This window comes from Pseudomonas sp. MB-090624 (genome assembly GCF_003205245.1).
Classification (GTDB): Bacteria; Pseudomonadota; Gammaproteobacteria; order Pseudomonadales; family Pseudomonadaceae; genus Aquipseudomonas; species Aquipseudomonas juntendi.
Window position 1 is genome coordinate 40,077 of sequence record NZ_QJRK01000010.1, and the last position, 16,467, is coordinate 56,543.

Here is a 16,467-nt window from a genome sequence, read left to right on the forward strand (position 1 = left end):
CCTGCCAGTACGCGGCAAAGCGTCGCGTAGATGCCGTCAAGCTGTCGGACTGATAGAATCGCCGCCGGTTCACACGAGGTTACGCCATGCATGACACCCACAACGAGCGCATGAGCAGCAGCGAAACCCGCGCTGCTGGTGGCCTGGCCCTGGTCTTTGCCTTTCGTATGCTGGGCATGTTCATGGTCTTGCCGGTACTGGCCACCTACGGCATGGACCTGGCCGGTGCCACACCTGCGCTGATTGGCCTGGCCATCGGGGCCTATGGCCTGACCCAGGCGGTATTGCAGATTCCGTTCGGGATGATTTCCGACCGCATCGGGCGGCGCCCGATCATCTACCTGGGGTTGGTGATCTTTGCCCTGGGCAGTGTCCTGGCGGCCCAGGCCGACTCTATCTGGGGGGTGATCGCGGGGCGCATCCTGCAAGGTGCCGGGGCAATTTCGGCTGCCGTCATGGCGCTGCTCTCGGACCTGACCCGTGAACAACACCGGACCAAGGCCATGGCCATGATCGGCATGAGCATCGGCCTGTCGTTTGCCGTGGCCATGGTCGTCGGGCCACTGCTGACAAGTGCCTTTGGTTTGTCAGGATTGTTCCTTGCCACTGCCGGGCTTGCCCTGGTCGGCATCCTGCTGATCGCCTTCGTCGTGCCCAGTACCCACAGCCTTCTGCAGCACCGCGAGTCGGGTGTGGCGCGCAAGGCACTCGGCCCGACCCTGCGTCATCCGGACCTTTTGCGCCTGGACGTGAGCATCTTCGTGCTGCATGCCGTCCTCATGGCCAGCTTCGTCGCGCTGCCCCTGGCCTTCGTCGAGCGTGGCGGGCTGCCAAAAGAGCAGCACTGGTGGGTCTACCTGACCGCACTGTTCATCTCATTTTTTGCAATGGTGCCGTTCATCATCTACGGCGAAAAAAAGCGCAAGATGAAGCGTGTGTTGGCCGGTGCAGTCAGTGTCTTGCTGCTGACAGAGATATACTTCTGGGAGTGGGCTGACGGTTTGCGCGGACTGGTGATTGGCACCGTGGTATTCTTTACCGCATTCAACCTGCTGGAGGCCTCGCTGCCTTCGCTGGTGAGCAAGGTGTCGCCTGCCGGTGGCAAGGGCACGGCAATGGGGGTTTATTCCACCAGCCAGTTCCTTGGTGCGGCACTGGGTGGAATTCTGGGTGGCTGGCTGTTCCAGCACGGTGGGTTGGACACGGTATTCCTCGGCTGTGCGGTGTTGTGTGCAATCTGGCTGATCGTCGCGTTGTCCATGAACGAGCCGCCGTATGTGACCAGCTTGCGCATGCCGCTGACGCCAGAGGCAGCCCGGGAAGCCGGCCTGACCGAGCGACTGATGGCCGTGCCGGGTGTGACCGACGCTGTGGTGGTTGCTGAAGAAGCGGCCATCTATATCAAACTGGATACGAAAATTTTGGACCGTGCGACCCTCGAGCGACTGGTGAATCCAGCCTCTTCGGCGTGCGAAGCCTAGGAGAACGTTATGGCCCGTGGGGTTAACAAAGTCATTCTGGTCGGCACTTGTGGCCAGGATCCCGAAGTCCGCTACCTGCCCAACGGTAATGCCGTGACCAACCTGAGCCTGGCTACCAGCGAGCAGTGGACTGACAAGCAGTCGGGCCAGAAGGTCGAGCGTACCGAGTGGCACCGTGTGTCGCTGTTCGGCAAGGTTGCCGAAATTGCCGGTGAGTACCTGCGTAAAGGTTCGCAGTGCTACATCGAAGGCAAGCTGCAGACCCGCGAGTGGGAAAAAGACGGCATCAAGCGTTACACCACCGAGATCATCGTCGACATCAACGGCACCATGCAGCTGCTCGGCGGGCGCCCGCAGGGCCAGCAGCAAGGCGGTGATCCGTACAACCAGGGTGGCGGCAACTACAACCAGGGTGGTGGTCAACAGCAGTACAACCAGGCCCCGCCGCGCCAGCAGGCCCAGCGCCCGCAACAGGCCCCTCAGCGCCCGGCGCCACAGCAGCCAGCGCCTCAGCCGGCTGCTGACTTCGACAGTTTCGATGACGATATTCCGTTCTGATCAGAACATCAGGCGGCTAGCGAAACCAGAAACCCAGGGCCTTGGCCCTGGGTTTTTTTATGGGTGCAGCAGGCCATAAAAAAACCTCAGAGGGTGCTTTCACCACCCAGTTCTTCAAGCGCCACCCGGGTGAACTGCGCATCCAGCTCCGGCGTTGCGCCGCTGATGCCGATGCCGCCAATGTGCATGCCGTTCTTATCCATGATTGGCAGGCCTCCTTCCAGCAAGGTGAGCCCCGGCAACGATGCATAGGGTTTAGCCGGGTGTGCAGGGCCGTGTTCGCCAGAGGTGGGCGAGGCCAAGGGGAAGCGGGCAGAAGTCTCAGCCTTGAGTTGCGCCAGCTTGATACTGGCTTTGTCTGCGCCGTCCATACGGTGGAAATACTTGGGCTTACCGTGGTTGTCGATGATGCTGATGACGATCGCATGGCCTTGGGCCATGGCCGCCAGTTCGGCGGCTGCCGCCATGTTTCGCGCTTGTTGCGAGGTGAGCGGCGAAGCTGCTTCGTCCGAAGTGGCTGCAGAAGCGGGTGCGAGGATGGCAGTACCGGCGATCAGCAGGCTCAGCAGCAGAGGCTTGGTGTTCATGGGGACAGGTCCTTTGTCGGAATTTTCCTCAATCTAGTAACTTTCTGAGCGGAGTTATGTAGTCCATTTCCGAAAGTGATGAGCCCAGTAACCCGGCATAGTGCTCTCTACCTGACACATGTCATCGCACCTTCTCGATTCTTGACTAGTCTTATCCATTGGCGAGCAGAATTTGGCCCGCCACCGTGACTACCAAGAGGCGCCGGCAATGTTTCGTGCGTCCAAACCTGATCAGGAGTGCACGATGGACCTGAACCGTCGGCAATTCTTCAAGGTCGCCGCTATCGGCCTTGGAGGCTCGAGCCTGGCGGCGTTGGGCATGGCCCCCACGCCAGCCTTTGCCGAGCAGGTGCGCCACTTCAAGCTGGCGCACACCAAAGAGACCCGAAATACCTGCCCGTACTGTTCGGTCGGCTGCGGCCTGATCCTGTACAGCCAGGGCGATGCGGGCAAGAACGTCAAACAGAACATCATTCATATCGAAGGTGACGCCGACCACCCGGTCAACCGCGGCACCCTCTGTCCGAAAGGTGCCGGCCTGTTGGACTTTATCCACAGCCCGAGCCGCCTGCAGTACCCAGAGGTGCGCAAGCCTGGCAGCCAGGAATGGGTGCGGGTCAGCTGGGACGAGGCCCTGGACCGCGTTGCCGACCTGATGAAGCAGGACCGTGACGCCAACTTCATCGAGAAGAACGCCCAGGGGCAAACCGTCAACCGCTGGCTCACCACCGGTTTTCTCGCTGCTTCCGCCGCCTCCAGCGAGGCGGGCTACCTGACCCACAAGGTCATCCGCGCAACAGGCATGCTGGGGTTCGATAACCAAGCACGTGTCTGACATGGCCCGACGGTGGCAAGTCTTGCCCCGACGTACGGCCGTGGCGCCATGACCAACCACTGGTCAGATATCGCCAACGCGAATCTGGTCCTGGTGATGGGTGGCAACGCAGCAGAAGCGCATCCGTGCGGCTTCAAATGGGTGACCGAGGCCAAAGCGCACAACAAGGCGCGGCTTATCGTGGTCGACCCGCGATTTACCCGAACGGCTTCGGTGGCCGACTACTACGCGCCAATCCGTACCGGTACCGACATCGCCTTCATGGGTGGGCTGATCAACTACCTGCTGAGCAACGACAAGATCCAGCACGAATACGTGCGCAATTACACCGACGTGTCGTTCATCGTCAAAGAGAACTATGGCTTCGAAGACGGGCTGTTCAGCGGCTACGACGAGGCCAAGCGCGTGTACGCCGACAAGTCCGGATGGGGTTATGAGCTGGGTGAGGATGGCTACGCCAAGGTCGACCCCACACTGCAGCACCCGCGCTGCGTGTTCCAGCTGATGAAGCAGCACTACAGCCGCTATACCCCGGCGTTGGCGAGCATGACCTGTGGCATGCCGCAGGACGCCATGATGAAAGTCTGGGAAGAGATCGCCAGCTGCTCGGTACCGGGCAAGACCATGACGATTCTCTACGCCCTGGGTTGGACGCAACACTCGATCGGTGCGCAAATCATCCGCAGTGCCGCCATGGTGCAGTTGCTGCTGGGTAACGTGGGCATGCCCGGTGGTGGGGTCAACGCGTTGCGCGGCCACTCCAACATCCAGGGCCTCACCGACCTTGGCCTGCTGTCCAATTCGCTGCCGGGCTACCTGACGCTGGCCGGCGATGCCGAACAGGATTACGCAGCCTATATCGACAAGCGCGCCTCCAAACCGCTGCGCCCGGGGCAGCTGTCTTACTGGCAGAACTACGGCAAGTTCCATGTCAGCCTGATGAAGGCCTGGTACGGTGCCAACGCCACGGCTGAAAACAACTGGGGCTATGACTGGCTGCCCAAGCTCGATGTGCCGGCTTACGATGTGCTGCGCATGTTCGAGATGATGGGCCAGGGCAAGGTCAACGGCTACATGTGCCAAGGCTTCAACCCCATCGCCGCGCTGCCGGACAAGAACCGCGTCACCGCGGCTTTGGCCAAGCTCAAGTGGCTGGTGGTCATGGACCCGCTCGCCACCGAAACCTCGGAGTTCTGGCGCAACATGGGGCCGTTCAACGACGTGGACACGGCCAATATCCAGACCGAAGTGATCCGCCTGCCCACCACCTGCTTCGCTGAGGAAGATGGCTCGCTGGTCAACAGCAGCCGCTGGCTGCAGTGGCACTGGAAAGGTGCCGACGGGCCGGGCGAAACCCGCACCGACGTGCAGATCATGAGCGAGCTGTTCCTGCGCCTGCGTCAGCGTTACCAGACCGAGGGCGGTACCTACCCTGATGCGATCATGAACATCAGCTGGCCGTACAAGATTGCTGATGAGCCATCCCCCGAGGAACTGGCCAAGGAAATGAACGGCTGGGCGGTCACCGACCTCACCGATGCTGCCGGTGCAGCCCTCAAGGCTGGCCAGCAATTGTCGGGCTTCGGTCAACTCAAGGACGATGGCAGCACGGCATCGGGTTGCTGGATCTTTGCCGGCTGCTGGACCGAGCAGGGCAACCAGATGGCTCGCCGCGACAACAGCGACCCGTACGGCATGCACCAGGTGCAGAACTGGGCCTGGGCTTGGCCGGCCAACCGCCGCATCCTCTACAACCGTGCCTCCAGCGACCCGCAAGGCCAGCCTTGGGATCCGGAAAAGAAACGCCTGGTGTGGTGGAACGGCAAGACCTGGACCGGGACCGACGTGCCCGACTTCAAGGTCGACTCGCCACCCGAGGCGGGGATGAACCCGTTCATCATGAACCCCGAGGGCGTGGCGCGGTTCTTCGCCATCGACAAGATGGCCGAAGGCCCGTTCCCCGAGCACTACGAGCCGTTCGAAACGCCGATTGGCATCAACCCGCTGCACCCGCAGAACAAGAAGGCGATCAGCAACCCGGCCGGGCGCATCTTCGACTCGGTATGGGACACCCTCGGCAAGCACGATGAATTCCCGTACGCGGCGACCACCTACCGGCTGACCGAGCACTTCCACTTCTGGAGCAAGCATTGCCGGCTCAACGCCATCGCCCAGCCCGAGCAGTTCGTCGAGATCGGCGAGGTGCTGGCCAATGAAAAAGGCATCAAGGCTGGCGACCGGGTACGGGTGTCGAGCAAGCGTGGCCATATCGACGCGGTGGCGGTCGTGACCAAGCGGATTCGCCCGCTGCAGGTCAACAACCAGACCGTGCACCAGATCGGCATTCCGCTGCACTGGGGCTTCACCGGCGCAACCCGGCATGGCTACCTGACCAACACCCTGGTGCCATTCCTGGGTGACGGCAACACGCAGACGCCAGAGTCCAAGTCGTTCCTCGTCAAAGTGGAGAAACTCTGATGGCCAGCCAAGACATCATCGCCCGCTCGGCCACCACCACCGTGCCGCCCTCGGTACGCCAGCAGCAGGAAGTCGCCAAGCTGATCGACACCACCAAGTGCATCGGCTGCAAGGCTTGCCAGGTGGCGTGTTCGGAGTGGAACGAACTGCGTGACGAGGTCGGCCACAACCACGGCACCTACGACAACCCCCAGGACCTCACTGCCGAGACCTGGACGCTGATGCGCTTTACCGAGCACGAGCGCGACGACGGCAACCTGGAATGGCTGATCCGCAAGGACGGCTGCATGCATTGTGCCGAGCCAGGCTGCCTCAAGGCGTGCCCAAGCCCAGGGGCGATCATCAAGCATGCCAACGGTATCGTCGACTTCAACCAGGACCACTGTATTGGCTGTGGCTATTGCATCACCGGCTGCCCGTTCAACATTCCGCGGATCTCGCAGAAAGACCACAAGGCGTACAAGTGCACCCTGTGCTCCGACCGCGTGACCGTGGGCCTGGAGCCGGCCTGTGTGAAAACCTGCCCGACCGGGGCAATTGTGTTCGGCACCAAGGACGAGATGAAGGTGCATGCCGCCGAGCGCATCGTCGACCTGAAATCGCGTGGCTACGACAACGCCGGGTTGTATGACCCGGATGGCGTCGGCGGTACCCACGTGATGTACGTGTTGCACCATGCCGATACCCCCAAGCTGTATGCCGGCCTGCCGGACCAGCCGGTGATCAGCCCGCTGGTAGGGTTGTGGAAGGGCTTTACCAAGCCCCTGGCGTTGTTGGCGATGGGCGCAGCGGTGCTGGCTGGGTTCTTCCACTATGTGCGGGTCGGGCCACAGCGGGTGGAGGAGGACGAACACCCGGCCGCAGCCGACCCGAGCGTGCAGACAGTGGACCCTGCAGTGCATGTCTATGATCCGAGCAAGCCCGGTGGGCAAGGGGAGCAGCGGCCATGAACGACAACAAACCCATCTTGCGCTACAACGCCAACGAGCGCAGCAACCACTGGCTGGTGGCGATCCTGTTTTTTCTCGCCGGGCTGTCGGGGTTGGCGCTGTTTCACCCGGCACTGTTCTGGCTCAGCAACCTGTTTGGCGGTGGGCCGTGGACGCGCATCCTGCACCCGTTTCTGGGGGTGGCGATGTTCGTGTTCTTCGTTGGCCTGGTGGTGCGCTTCTGGCGGGCCAACTTCATCACCGCGAATGATCGCCTCTGGCTGCGGCGGGTTGACCGGGTAATGCGTAACCAGGAGGAGGGCGTACCGCCAATCGGCAAGTACAACGCCGGGCAGAAGCTGCTGTTCTGGACCCTGCTGGTGTGCATGCTGGTCTTGCTGGTCAGTGGTGTGGTGATCTGGCGAGCGTATTTCAGCCACTGGTTCGGCATCGAGGTAATTCGCCTGTCGGCGTTGCTGCATGCACTGGCGGCCTTCGTGCTGATCCTCAGCATTATCGTGCACATCTACGCCGGTATCTGGATCAAAGGCTCGATTGGCGCCATGCTGCACGGCTGGGTAAGCCGCGCCTGGGCACGCAAGCACCATGAACTGTGGTACCGCGAAGTGACTGGCGACAAGCCGCCGAGTCATCACGGACGAAAAGAAGGATGAGCGCTTGAGCACGATACTCGAACCTGGGCAGATCGAAGCGTCGGCGGTGATGCCGCCGTTTCTGCACCTGCCGCCGGCCAACCTGTTTGAAGTGCGGGCTGCGCGTTTGGACACGCTGGCCCAGGGCAATGCCCTGGGCGACTACCTGAGGCTGGTTGCGCGGTTGTGCCGTGTGCAGCAGCAGCTTGTGGATAACCCCCCTGGCGCCCTGCCGGTGGCTGAGGCGCGCCAGCGCCTGTGCATAAGCCATGGTTTGCCGCCGCTGGCGGCAGACAGCCTGGTACGTGACGGCGCTTGGCTGGTCTGGTTGCAGGCCTTGCTCGGTCACTTTGGCGACGAACCCCAGGGTCCGTTGGCGGAGGCCTTGCAGGTGCTGCGTGGCAGTGATGACAACCAGCGCAAAGGCTGGGGGTTCGCGTTGCTGGCAGGGCAGTATGACGCGGTGCCGGCCGCACTGGTGCCATTGCTCGGGGCTGCGTTGCAGGCGGCGTGGTCCAGTTGGCTGCTGGCATTGCCGGCGCCTGAACTCAAACCCGCTGGCAGCCTGGCCCAGTGCCCGGCCTGCGGCTCGCCGGCGATGGCCGGGGTGGTACGCAACCGTGGCAAGCACAACGGCCTGCGCTATCTGGTGTGCTCGTTGTGTGCCTGTGAATGGCATGTGGTGCGGGTCAAGTGCGTGTACTGCGAGTCGAGCAAGGACTTGCGCTATACCAGCCTTGAGAATGACCGCCACTTACCCGGCAAGGCGCCCCTGCGGGCCGAGTGCTGCCCGGGGTGTGAAAGCTACCTCAAGCAGAACTACCTCGAAAACGACGCAGCGGCCGAGCCCTTGGCCGACGACCTGGCCAGCCTTGCGCTGGACATGCGCCTGGACGAGGAAGGTTTTCATCGCCTGGCGCCCAACCTGATGCTTGCGCCCGGTTAGTGGGTGAGTGTCTACACTGAAAAACCGAGTCGCCTGCTTCGCGGGTAAACCCCTTCCCACAAGACTTGGTACAGGATCAGACACCTGCGCAGGCTTTTGTGGGGGCGGGCTCACCCGCGAACAGGCCAGTACCGACGACGGATCAATCCTAGGTAGTACCGCATGTCCAACAGCCTCGCCAGCGACACCCCACGCTTGCCGTCCATCGACACCCTCCTGCGCCATCCGGCCTGCCTCCCACTGATCGACCGCCACGGCCGCGATGCGGTCTTGAGCGCCCTGCGCCAATTGCTGGACGACCTGCGGGAGCCCGCGCGCAGCGGCCAGCTCAGTGCCGCCGAGCTGTCTCTCGAGATCCTTCTGGGCCGCGCCGGCGAACGTCTGGCCGCCCAGCAACGCAGCCAGGTACGCCGAGTGTTCAACCTCACCGGCACCGTGCTGCATACCAACCTCGGCCGTGCCCTGCTGCCGGAAGAAGCCATCGAGGCGATGCAGACCGCCGCCCGCTACCCGCTCAACCTGGAGTTCGACCTGGCCAGCGGCAAGCGTGGTGACCGCGACGACCTGATCGAGGGCCTTATCCGCGAGCTGACCGGCGCCGAGGCGGTTACCGTGGTCAACAACAATGCCGCGGCGGTACTGCTGGCGCTCAACAGCCTGGGTGCGCGCAAGGAGGGCATTATCTCGCGCGGCGAACTGATCGAGATCGGTGGCGCCTTCCGCATCCCGGACATCATGGCCCGCGCCGGGGTGAAGCTGCACGAGATCGGCACTACCAACCGCACCCATGCCCGCGACTACGAGGCTGCCATTGGCCCGCGAACCGGGTTACTGATGCGCGTGCACTGCAGCAACTACAGCATTCAAGGTTTCACCACCCAGGTGCCCACCGCCGAGCTGGCGCGAATCGCCCACCAGCATGACCTGCCACTGCTCGAAGACCTCGGCAGCGGTAGTTTGCTCGATCTCACCCGCTGGGGCCTGCCGGCCGAGCCCACGGTGCGCCAGGCTCTGGCTGATGGCGCCGATCTGGTGACGTTCAGTGGCGACAAGCTGCTGGGCGGCCCGCAGGCCGGGATCATCGTCGGGCGCAAGGCATTGATCGCCAGGATCAAGAAAAACCCGCTCAAGCGTGCGCTGCGGGTCGACAAGATCACCCTGGCCGCACTCGAAGCGGTGCTGGCGCTGTACCGCAACCCGGACCGGTTGGCCGAGCGTCTGCCCAGTTTGCGCTTGTTGACCCGCGGCCAGGCCGATATCCAGGCCCAGGCCGAACGCCTGCTGCCAGACCTCCAGGCCCGCCTTGGTGCGCAATGGGTCGTCAGCGTAGAACCTGCGCTGGGCATGATAGGCAGTGGCAGCCAGCCGGTTGCGCGCCTGCCCAGTGCCGCGCTGTGCCTGCGCCCGCAGGTGTCGAAGAAGTTGCGCGGGCGCAGCCTGCATGTGCTGGAGCGGGCCCTGCGGGGCCTGCCAGTGCCGGTGCTTGGTCGCATCGACGACGACGCGCTATGGCTGGACCTGCGCCAGCTGGACGACGAAGCCCAATGGCTGGCGCAATTGCCGGCGTTGCAGTTGGGGCCGGTGCAGTGATCGTTGGTACCGCCGGCCACATCGACCATGGCAAGACCGCACTGCTGAAGGCACTGACCGGCCAGGCCGGTGACCTGCGCCAGGAAGAGCGTGAACGGGGCATGACCATCGACCTGGGTTACCGCTACGCGGCGCTGGCCGAAGGTGCGCCGCTGACGGGCTTCATCGATGTGCCGGGCCACGAGCGGTTTATCCACAACATGCTGGCGGGGGCCCATGGCATAGACGTGGTGCTGCTGGTGGTGGCGGCAGACGATGGCGTCATGCCGCAGACACGTGAGCACCTGGCAATCATCGAGCTGTTGGGTATCCCCCAGGCACTGGTGGCGATCAGCAAGTGCGACCGCGTCGAGCCGGCGCGCCTGGCCCAGGTGCAGGCGCAGGTCAATGAGCTGCTGGCGCCAGGGCCCTATGCCGGGGCGCGGCAGTTCCCGGTGTCGAGCCTTGGCGGGGAGGGCATCGACGCGTTGCGCCAAGCCTTGCTGCAGGCGCAAACCGCTGTGCGGCAACGCAGTACGCAAGGCGGTTTTCGCCTGGCTATCGACCGCGCCTTCGCCGTTACCGGTGCGGGGGTGGTGGTGACTGGCACGGCGCTGGCCGGCCGGGTGATTGCCGGCGATACCCTGGTCCTGGGCAAGGCCGGCAAGGCGGTGCGGGTGCGGGGCCTGCATGCACAAAACCAGGCCGCGTTGGTAGCGCAGGCCGGCCAGCGAGTAGCGCTCAATATCGCAGCCGAACGCCTGAGCGCGGAGCAAGTTCACCGTGGCGACTGGCTGCTGCCGCAGTGGCTGCACGCGCCCAGTGTTCGGGTGGATATCGAGTTGAACCTGCTGCCGGGCGAGCTGCGGGCGTTCGAGCACTTCAGTGCCGTGCATGTGCACCTCGGCACCCAGGACGTGACGGCCCGTGTTGCGTTGCTGGAAGGTGAAACCCTGGCCGCCGGCCAGCGCATGTTTGCCCAATTACTGCTCAATGCGCCGTTGCAGGCCGTGCATGGCGACCGCCTGGTGCTGCGCGACCAGCGTGCTCAGCGCACCTTGGGCGGCGGCAGGGTACTCGATCCGTTTGCCCCCAGCCGCCAGCGCCGCAGCCCCGAGCGTCTACGCCAGCTGCAGGCGCTGCGGAATGCCCAGGGCCTGGAACAGGCGCTGCCGGCACTGCTGGCCAGTGCGCCCGGTGGTATCGACCCACAGCGCCTGGAGCGGCAGTTCAATCGCCTGCGCGAAACCTGGCAGCTACCGGCGAACGTGTTGGTGGTGGCCACGCGACAGGGCCAGCTGCTGTTCGCCAGCGCCCAGTGGCAGGCGCTGAAACGGCAGGTGCTGGCGCAACTTGCCCGCTTCCACGAGCAAGAACCCGATCAGCTGGGCCCCGACCGTGACCGCCTGCGACGCTTTACAGCACTGCCGTTGGAGCGGCCTGCGTTTGTCAGCCTGCTTGAGGAACTGCTAGAGGAAGGGGCGATTGCCGCCAGTGGGCCCTGGCTGCATTTGCCGGATCACAAGGTCCAGTTGAGTGAAGCCGACGAGGCACTGTGGGCGCGCCTGCAGCCCAGGTTGCTGGCGGGGCAGTTCGACCCGCCCTGGGTCAGGACATTGGCGGCAGAAGAGAACTGCCTTGAAGCCGACGTTCGTTTGTTGTTGCGCAAGCTGGCGCGTTTGGGCGTGGTGCACCAGGTGGTGCGCGACCTGTTCTACCCTGCAGCGACGCTACAGCGCATGGCAGAGCTGCTGCTGGGGCAGGCGGCTGGCACTTCAGTAGTGCAGGTTGCTGCATTTCGCGATATGTTGGGCATCGGTCGCAAGCGCAGTGTGCAGATTCTGGAATACTTCGACCGCATCGGCCTGACCCGCAGGGTGGCCGAGCAGCGTCACATTCGCGCTGACAGCGCCCTGGCCCAACAGTACGCCAGGCACTGAGTTCAAGGAAGGCAATCGCGCCCGGTGGCGCGGCCGGGCTTCAAACCCGGTTGGGGACGGCAGCCGTTCCCGGGCAGGTTCGACTCCCGCTGCCTTCCGCCATCTTCTTTTCTTGCCCGGGCGAGTTGCGGGCAGCGCCTACGCCCGCTCCCCACACAGGTCCAGGGCAAACCAGCGTTCTGCTGATTCCACATCCAACCCTGCACCCAGCAGCGCAACCATCTTGCCCAGCGCTGCCTCGCGGGTCATGCCGCCGCCACTGACCAGGCCCGCGCTACGCAGTCGGTTGCCTGCCGCATAGGTATCGAATACCACCGAGCCTTCAGGGCATTGGCTGATTGCCGCCAGCAGCACCCCGCGCTGGCGCGCTGCACGCAGTACCTCGAGCAACGCCAGGTCATCCGACGGCCCGGTACCACTGCCATAGCACTCCAGCAGCAAGCCCTGCACGCCGCTGCCCAACAAGGCCTGCAGATGGCTGGCCTGCAGCCCCGGGAACACGGGCACTACCGCCAGGTTGACCGGCTGGCGCGGCTGGCGGTAATCCAGCTCGGCCGGGATGGCTGCCGCACGCTGGCTGTCGCGATGCCGCGGCAGGGCAACGAACGCATCGAACGCTTCACTGCGCAACTTGGTAGCCCGGCAACCGTGCACCAGCTGCCCATGGAAGTACAGCTGCACGCCGTCTTCCAGCCCTTGTTCGAACAGGCGCAGCGCGCCACACAGGTTGGGCCAGGCGTCGCTGTCGGGGGCGCCGGCCGGCAGCATCGAACCGGTCAGCAGTACCGGCACGGGCAAGCCCAGCAGCAGGAACGACAAGGCAGCCGCGCTATAGGCCAGGCTATCGGTGCCGTGCAGCACCAGCACCCCATCATGGCCAGCGTCCACCGCCGTGACGATGGCGTCACGCATGGCCAGCCAGTTGTGCTGTTGCATGTTGGCGCTGTCCAGCAGCGGGTTCAGCTCTTGCAGGGTCCACTGCAGCTGGGGGGCATCGGACAGTTGCGCGAAGTGTTCACGCATCCGCCCGTCGAAACCGCCGGCCGGTGCCAGGCCCTCCGGGGTTTCGAGCATGCCAATGGTGCCACCGGTATAGAGAACGAGAAGATTCTTGACTGCACGCATGGAAAGCATCCGTGGCGGTGAGCGGAGAAAAAAGCCGCCCACGGACGGGGCGGCTTGGGCAGGGCAGGATATCAGCGCTGTGGCTGGGCCTGGACGGCTGCTTTGTCAGCGGCTGTTTCCAGCTGAGGGTTGGCTGGCCAGGCGTTGCGGTCCAGGTCCAGGTCGGCGAACTTGGTCGAATCGAACACTGGCTGCTTGATACCGGCCTTGCGCTGGTCGTCGTAGTCGCGCATCACCCGCAGGCCAATCTTGAACAACAGGGCCAGGGCGATCAGGTTGACGAAGGCCAGGCAGGTCATGGTGATGTCGGCGAAGGCGAACACGGTCGACAGGTCTTGCATCGAACCCCACACCACCAGCGCCAGTACCAGGCCACGGAACACCATCAGTACCACGCGGTTGCGGCTGAGGAACTGCAGGCTGTTCTCGCCCAGGTAGTAGTTGTAGAGAATGCAGGTGAACACGAACAGCGACAGCGCAACGCTGACGAACACGCGGCCCCAGTCACCCACCACCGCGGCCAGCGAGTTCTGGGTCAGGACAATGCCGTCGCCCTCGAAGCCTGGGGTGTAGAAGCCCGACAGCAGGATCAGCAGTGCGGTGCAGGTGCAGATCACGAAGGTGTCGAGGAACACGCTGAAGGCCTGGACCACGCCCTGCGCGCCCGGGTGTTTCACTGCCGCCACGGCCGCAACGTTCGGTGCACTGCCCAAGCCTGCTTCGTTGGCGAACACGCCCCGCTTCACGCCCATGACGATGGCGCTGCCGAGCAGGCCGCCAAACGCAGGGTCAAGGCCGAAAGCGCTCTTGAAGATGGTTTCCAGCATGGCGGGTACGTGGTCGATCTGGGTGCCGATCACGTACAGGGTCACGCCGATGTAGGCCAGGGTCTTGACCGGCACCAGCAGGTCCGAGACCGCCGCGATGCGCTTGATGCCACCGATGAAGGTGATGGCCAACAGCACGGCCAGCACCAGCCCGGTGTGGCTTGGCTTGAAGTCGAAGGCATTTTGCAGCGAATGGGTAACGGTGTACGACTGCAGGCCGATGAAGGCGAAGCCGTAGGTCACCAGCAGCAGGATCGAGAACACGATGGCCATGCTTTTCAGCTTCAGGCCATGCTGGATGTAGTAGGCCGGGCCGCCACGGTACAAGCCGTCGCCATCGGCGCGCTTGTACACCTGGGCCAGGGTACATTCGAAGAAACTGCTGGCCATGCCGACCAGGGCAGTGACCCACATCCAGAACACCGCGCCAGGGCCGCCCAGGGTCACGGCAATGCCGACCCCGGCGATGTTACCGGCGCCCACGCGGCCAGCCAGGCTCAGCATCAGGGCCTGGAAGGAGCTCAACTGGCCTGCCTGGCCACGCAGCGATTCCTTGAACACGGCGAACATGTGGCCGAAATGGCGGAACTGTACGAACCGCGAACGGATGGTGAAGTAACCGCCGAGACCGACGATCAGCACGATGAGGAGTTTCCCCGAGAGGAAATCGTTGAGTGCTTCGAGCATTGGAAAATGACCTCGATTCTTATTCTTCGTGTGGATTGATCAGCGGACGGCAGGCGCACCGCTATTCGTTGGGGCGCATGGTTGGCCATGACAAGAGTCGTTACAATTTCGCGGGTTGCTCTGACTTGATGCGACTTGATGCTACAATGGCGTCATTCGCGTCACCTGGATTCCGTACATGAGTGAGCATTTCGCTACCAACCTCAAACTGGCTTGCAGCCACTACCGCTCTATTTCCGAAGTTTGCCGCCAGCTCTCGATCAACCGAGCGCAGTTCAACAAGTACCTCAGCGGGCAGAGCCGTCCGACGGCTTTCAACCTGAAACGCATCGGTGATTTCTTTGGCGTCGAGGATTACGAGCTGAACCTGCCTGCCGAGCAGTTCGCCCGCCTGATCGGTGCCCGCGTCTCGACCCTGGCCGAACAACCCAGCGACCCGATCAGTGAACTGTTCCGCCCGCTGCATGAGCACGCCGGCAACCTGTCGCGTTATTGCGGTTATTACTTCGAGTATTCGAACTGCATGTCGGTGCCTGGCACGATCCTGGTGTCGCTGGTGCACCTGTGGGAAGAGCGGGGGCGTTTTCTGTTCGAGCGCCAGGAGCGGCAGGAGCGCTCCAGCGCCACGGACCTGCATGCTGAAGTCCGTTGTCGCTATCTGGGCGCGGCGTTTCAGTTGCAGGACCGGGTATTCCTCATCGACTACGAGTCGCTGACCTTCAACGAAATGAGCCAGACCATCCTGATTCCCAGCTTCAAAAGCCGGATCACCCGCCTGAACGGCCTGAAGGCCGGGGTTTCCAGCGGCGACCGGCGCAACCCGGCCTGCACACGGGTGGTGTGGGAGTACCTGGGTGAGGAGATCAATCGCATCAATGCCTACCGACAGGTCAAACTGTACCGCCCGGATGATCCGCGTATAGATGATGACGTCAGGGAACGGCTGAGCGTGGGGCCGTTGCGCAACAGTTTGTTTGAGATTGAATAGACAGGATGGCTGTACTCGGCATGCCACTGCCGCTCTATCGGTTTGACCGATGACTGGAATTGAATTCAGGCCCGCTGAGTACTCATAGGCGGTGCAACCATTGCGCCACCGGATGACCAGTACTGAGCATCAACTTGGTTGCCATCAGGCAGCACACGGCGATCAGCAGCGGTTTCACCAGCCGCGGCCCGAAGTGGAGCGCACACCGCGCGCCCAGCTGCGCACCAATGATGGCGGACACGGCCATTATCAATGCCAAAGGCCAGACGATCGCCCCACTGCATGCAAACACGGTCAGGGCTCCCAGGTTGCAGCAAGCATTCAGGAGTTTGCTTCTGCAAATTGCTTGCATGAGCGGCTGTCCCAGCAGCAGGGTGCATGCGACCATGAAAAATGAACCGGTACCTGGCCCGAAAATACCGTCATAGAAGCCGATGGCTGGCACTACCGCCAGTGTGAATGCAACGCTCGACAGCCGTTGCTTGCGCTCCTGACCACTCAGCGTGGGAGTGAACGCAAAGTAGGCGGCGACCGCGATCAGCATGATGGGAACGACAGATTCCAGGACATACCTGTCGAGCATGCTGATTGACATGGCGCCAGTGACGCCTCCAGTAAAGGATAGGCAGGCCATAGGCCAGTCTGCTCGCCAATCGATCATTCGTTTTCGAGCAAACGCCCAGACGGCTGACGCACTGGCTGAGGAAGCTTGAAATTTGTTAGTGGCCATTGCTGCCAATGGGTCGATGCCTGCGATGAATAGAGCGGGAAGAGTGAGGAGTCCGCCGCCGCCTGCTATCGCATCGAAGAAACCGGCAAACAGCGCGACGGCTGCTAGCGCTATATAGATCGAATCCATTTTCA

At 63.1% G+C, this 16,467-nt stretch carries 13 protein-coding genes and 1 tRNA gene; 10 read left to right on the forward strand and 4 right to left on the reverse strand.

Going from position 1 to position 16,467, the window contains the following annotated elements:
- Positions 1-86 precede the first annotated feature (86 nt).
- Together DMX12_RS07455 and DMX12_RS07460 are read left to right on the forward strand one after the other, a co-directional pair.
- Positions 87-1,481 carry an MFS transporter gene (locus DMX12_RS07455; protein ID WP_009681966.1) on the forward strand — a complete coding sequence of 465 codons (1,395 nt, stop codon included), beginning with the start codon at positions 87-89 and terminating at the stop codon, positions 1,479-1,481.
- 9 nt (positions 1,482-1,490) lie between these two features.
- Positions 1,491-2,039 (forward strand): single-stranded DNA-binding protein, encoded by a 549-nt coding sequence (locus tag DMX12_RS07460; protein WP_009681967.1) that lies wholly within the window; start codon positions 1,491-1,493, stop codon positions 2,037-2,039.
- A gap of 86 nt (positions 2,040-2,125) precedes the next feature.
- Here the strand turns inward: DMX12_RS07460 and DMX12_RS07465 are convergent, their stop codons facing one another.
- Positions 2,126-2,626, reverse strand: a complete 501-nt coding sequence (locus tag DMX12_RS07465) for a heme-binding protein (RefSeq protein WP_110676879.1) — start codon at positions 2,624-2,626, stop codon at positions 2,126-2,128.
- Between the two features lie 244 nt (positions 2,627-2,870).
- Here DMX12_RS07465 and fdnG point away from each other — a divergent pair, with 244 nt between their 5' ends.
- From fdnG to DMX12_RS07505, 7 genes are all read left to right on the forward strand, one after another.
- A complete protein-coding gene (gene fdnG / locus DMX12_RS07475; RefSeq protein WP_146226816.1) occupies positions 2,871-5,939 on the forward strand; it encodes a formate dehydrogenase-N subunit alpha in 3,069 nt (1,022 codons plus the stop codon).
- Entirely contained in the window at positions 5,939-6,889 is a 951-nt protein-coding gene (gene fdxH, locus DMX12_RS07480) for a formate dehydrogenase subunit beta (RefSeq protein WP_009685687.1), read from the forward strand. Before fdnG ends, fdxH begins: the two co-directional genes overlap by 1 nt.
- Positions 6,886-7,542: a formate dehydrogenase subunit gamma gene (locus DMX12_RS07485; RefSeq protein ID WP_009685688.1), complete on the forward strand. Its 657-nt coding sequence runs from the start codon at positions 6,886-6,888 to the stop codon at positions 7,540-7,542. Before fdxH ends, DMX12_RS07485 begins: the two co-directional genes overlap by 4 nt.
- A gap of 4 nt (positions 7,543-7,546) precedes the next feature.
- Entirely contained in the window at positions 7,547-8,467 is a 921-nt protein-coding gene (gene fdhE / locus DMX12_RS07490; protein ID WP_110676883.1) for a formate dehydrogenase accessory protein FdhE, read from the forward strand.
- A 162-nt stretch (positions 8,468-8,629) separates the two neighbouring features.
- On the forward strand, positions 8,630-10,057 hold the full coding sequence (gene selA, locus DMX12_RS07495; protein ID WP_009685690.1) for an L-seryl-tRNA(Sec) selenium transferase: 1,428 nt from the start codon (positions 8,630-8,632) through the stop codon (positions 10,055-10,057).
- On the forward strand, positions 10,054-11,976 hold the full coding sequence (gene selB, locus DMX12_RS07500; RefSeq protein WP_110676962.1) for a selenocysteine-specific translation elongation factor: 1,923 nt from the start codon (positions 10,054-10,056) through the stop codon (positions 11,974-11,976). The genes selA and selB overlap by 4 nt, the downstream gene beginning before the upstream one ends.
- A gap of 6 nt (positions 11,977-11,982) precedes the next feature.
- Positions 11,983-12,078: transfer RNA gene (locus tag DMX12_RS07505), tRNA-Sec, on the forward strand.
- Positions 12,079-12,114: 36 nt separating this feature from the next.
- Here DMX12_RS07505 and DMX12_RS07510 read toward each other — a convergent pair.
- Both DMX12_RS07510 and DMX12_RS07515 read right to left on the reverse strand, forming a co-directional pair.
- The gene (locus DMX12_RS07510; RefSeq protein WP_054904984.1) at positions 12,115-13,101 is read right to left on the reverse strand and encodes an asparaginase; all 987 of its coding nucleotides are present in this window, start codon (positions 13,099-13,101) and stop codon (positions 12,115-12,117) included.
- 71 nt (positions 13,102-13,172) lie between these two features.
- Positions 13,173-14,615: a sodium:alanine symporter family protein gene (locus DMX12_RS07515; RefSeq protein ID WP_110676885.1), complete on the reverse strand. Its 1,443-nt coding sequence runs from the start codon at positions 14,613-14,615 to the stop codon at positions 13,173-13,175.
- A gap of 178 nt (positions 14,616-14,793) precedes the next feature.
- On the opposite strand from DMX12_RS07515, the gene DMX12_RS07520 reads away from it, so the two are divergent.
- Positions 14,794-15,603 carry a helix-turn-helix transcriptional regulator gene (locus tag DMX12_RS07520; protein WP_029885046.1) on the forward strand — a complete coding sequence of 270 codons (810 nt, stop codon included), beginning with the start codon at positions 14,794-14,796 and terminating at the stop codon, positions 15,601-15,603.
- Positions 15,604-15,685: 82 nt separating this feature from the next.
- Here the strand turns inward: DMX12_RS07520 and DMX12_RS07525 are convergent, their stop codons facing one another.
- The gene (locus tag DMX12_RS07525; RefSeq protein WP_110676887.1) at positions 15,686-16,462 is read right to left on the reverse strand and encodes a TSUP family transporter; all 777 of its coding nucleotides are present in this window, start codon (positions 16,460-16,462) and stop codon (positions 15,686-15,688) included.
- Positions 16,463-16,467: the final 5 nt, after the last annotated feature.

What these genes read in the sequence shown, in the direction of transcription:
- DMX12_RS07455 (WP_009681966.1), top strand. Translation starts at nt 87, where the DNA reads ATGCATGACACCCACAACGAGCGCATGAGCAGCAGCGAAACCCGCGCT.
- DMX12_RS07520 (WP_029885046.1), top strand. Translation starts at nt 14,794, where the DNA reads ATGAGTGAGCATTTCGCTACCAACCTCAAACTGGCTTGCAGCCACTAC.
- DMX12_RS07515 (WP_110676885.1), bottom strand. Translation starts at nt 14,615, where the DNA reads ATGCTCGAAGCACTCAACGATTTCCTCTCGGGGAAACTCCTCATCGTG.
- DMX12_RS07465 (WP_110676879.1), bottom strand. Translation starts at nt 2,626, where the DNA reads ATGAACACCAAGCCTCTGCTGCTGAGCCTGCTGATCGCCGGTACTGCC.
- fdxH (WP_009685687.1), top strand. Translation starts at nt 5,939, where the DNA reads ATGGCCAGCCAAGACATCATCGCCCGCTCGGCCACCACCACCGTGCCG.
- selA (WP_009685690.1), top strand. Translation starts at nt 8,630, where the DNA reads ATGTCCAACAGCCTCGCCAGCGACACCCCACGCTTGCCGTCCATCGAC.
- DMX12_RS07525 (WP_110676887.1), bottom strand. Translation starts at nt 16,462, where the DNA reads ATGGATTCGATCTATATAGCGCTAGCAGCCGTCGCGCTGTTTGCCGGT.
- DMX12_RS07485 (WP_009685688.1), top strand. Translation starts at nt 6,886, where the DNA reads ATGAACGACAACAAACCCATCTTGCGCTACAACGCCAACGAGCGCAGC.
- DMX12_RS07460 (WP_009681967.1), top strand. Translation starts at nt 1,491, where the DNA reads ATGGCCCGTGGGGTTAACAAAGTCATTCTGGTCGGCACTTGTGGCCAG.
- DMX12_RS07510 (WP_054904984.1), bottom strand. Translation starts at nt 13,101, where the DNA reads ATGCGTGCAGTCAAGAATCTTCTCGTTCTCTATACCGGTGGCACCATT.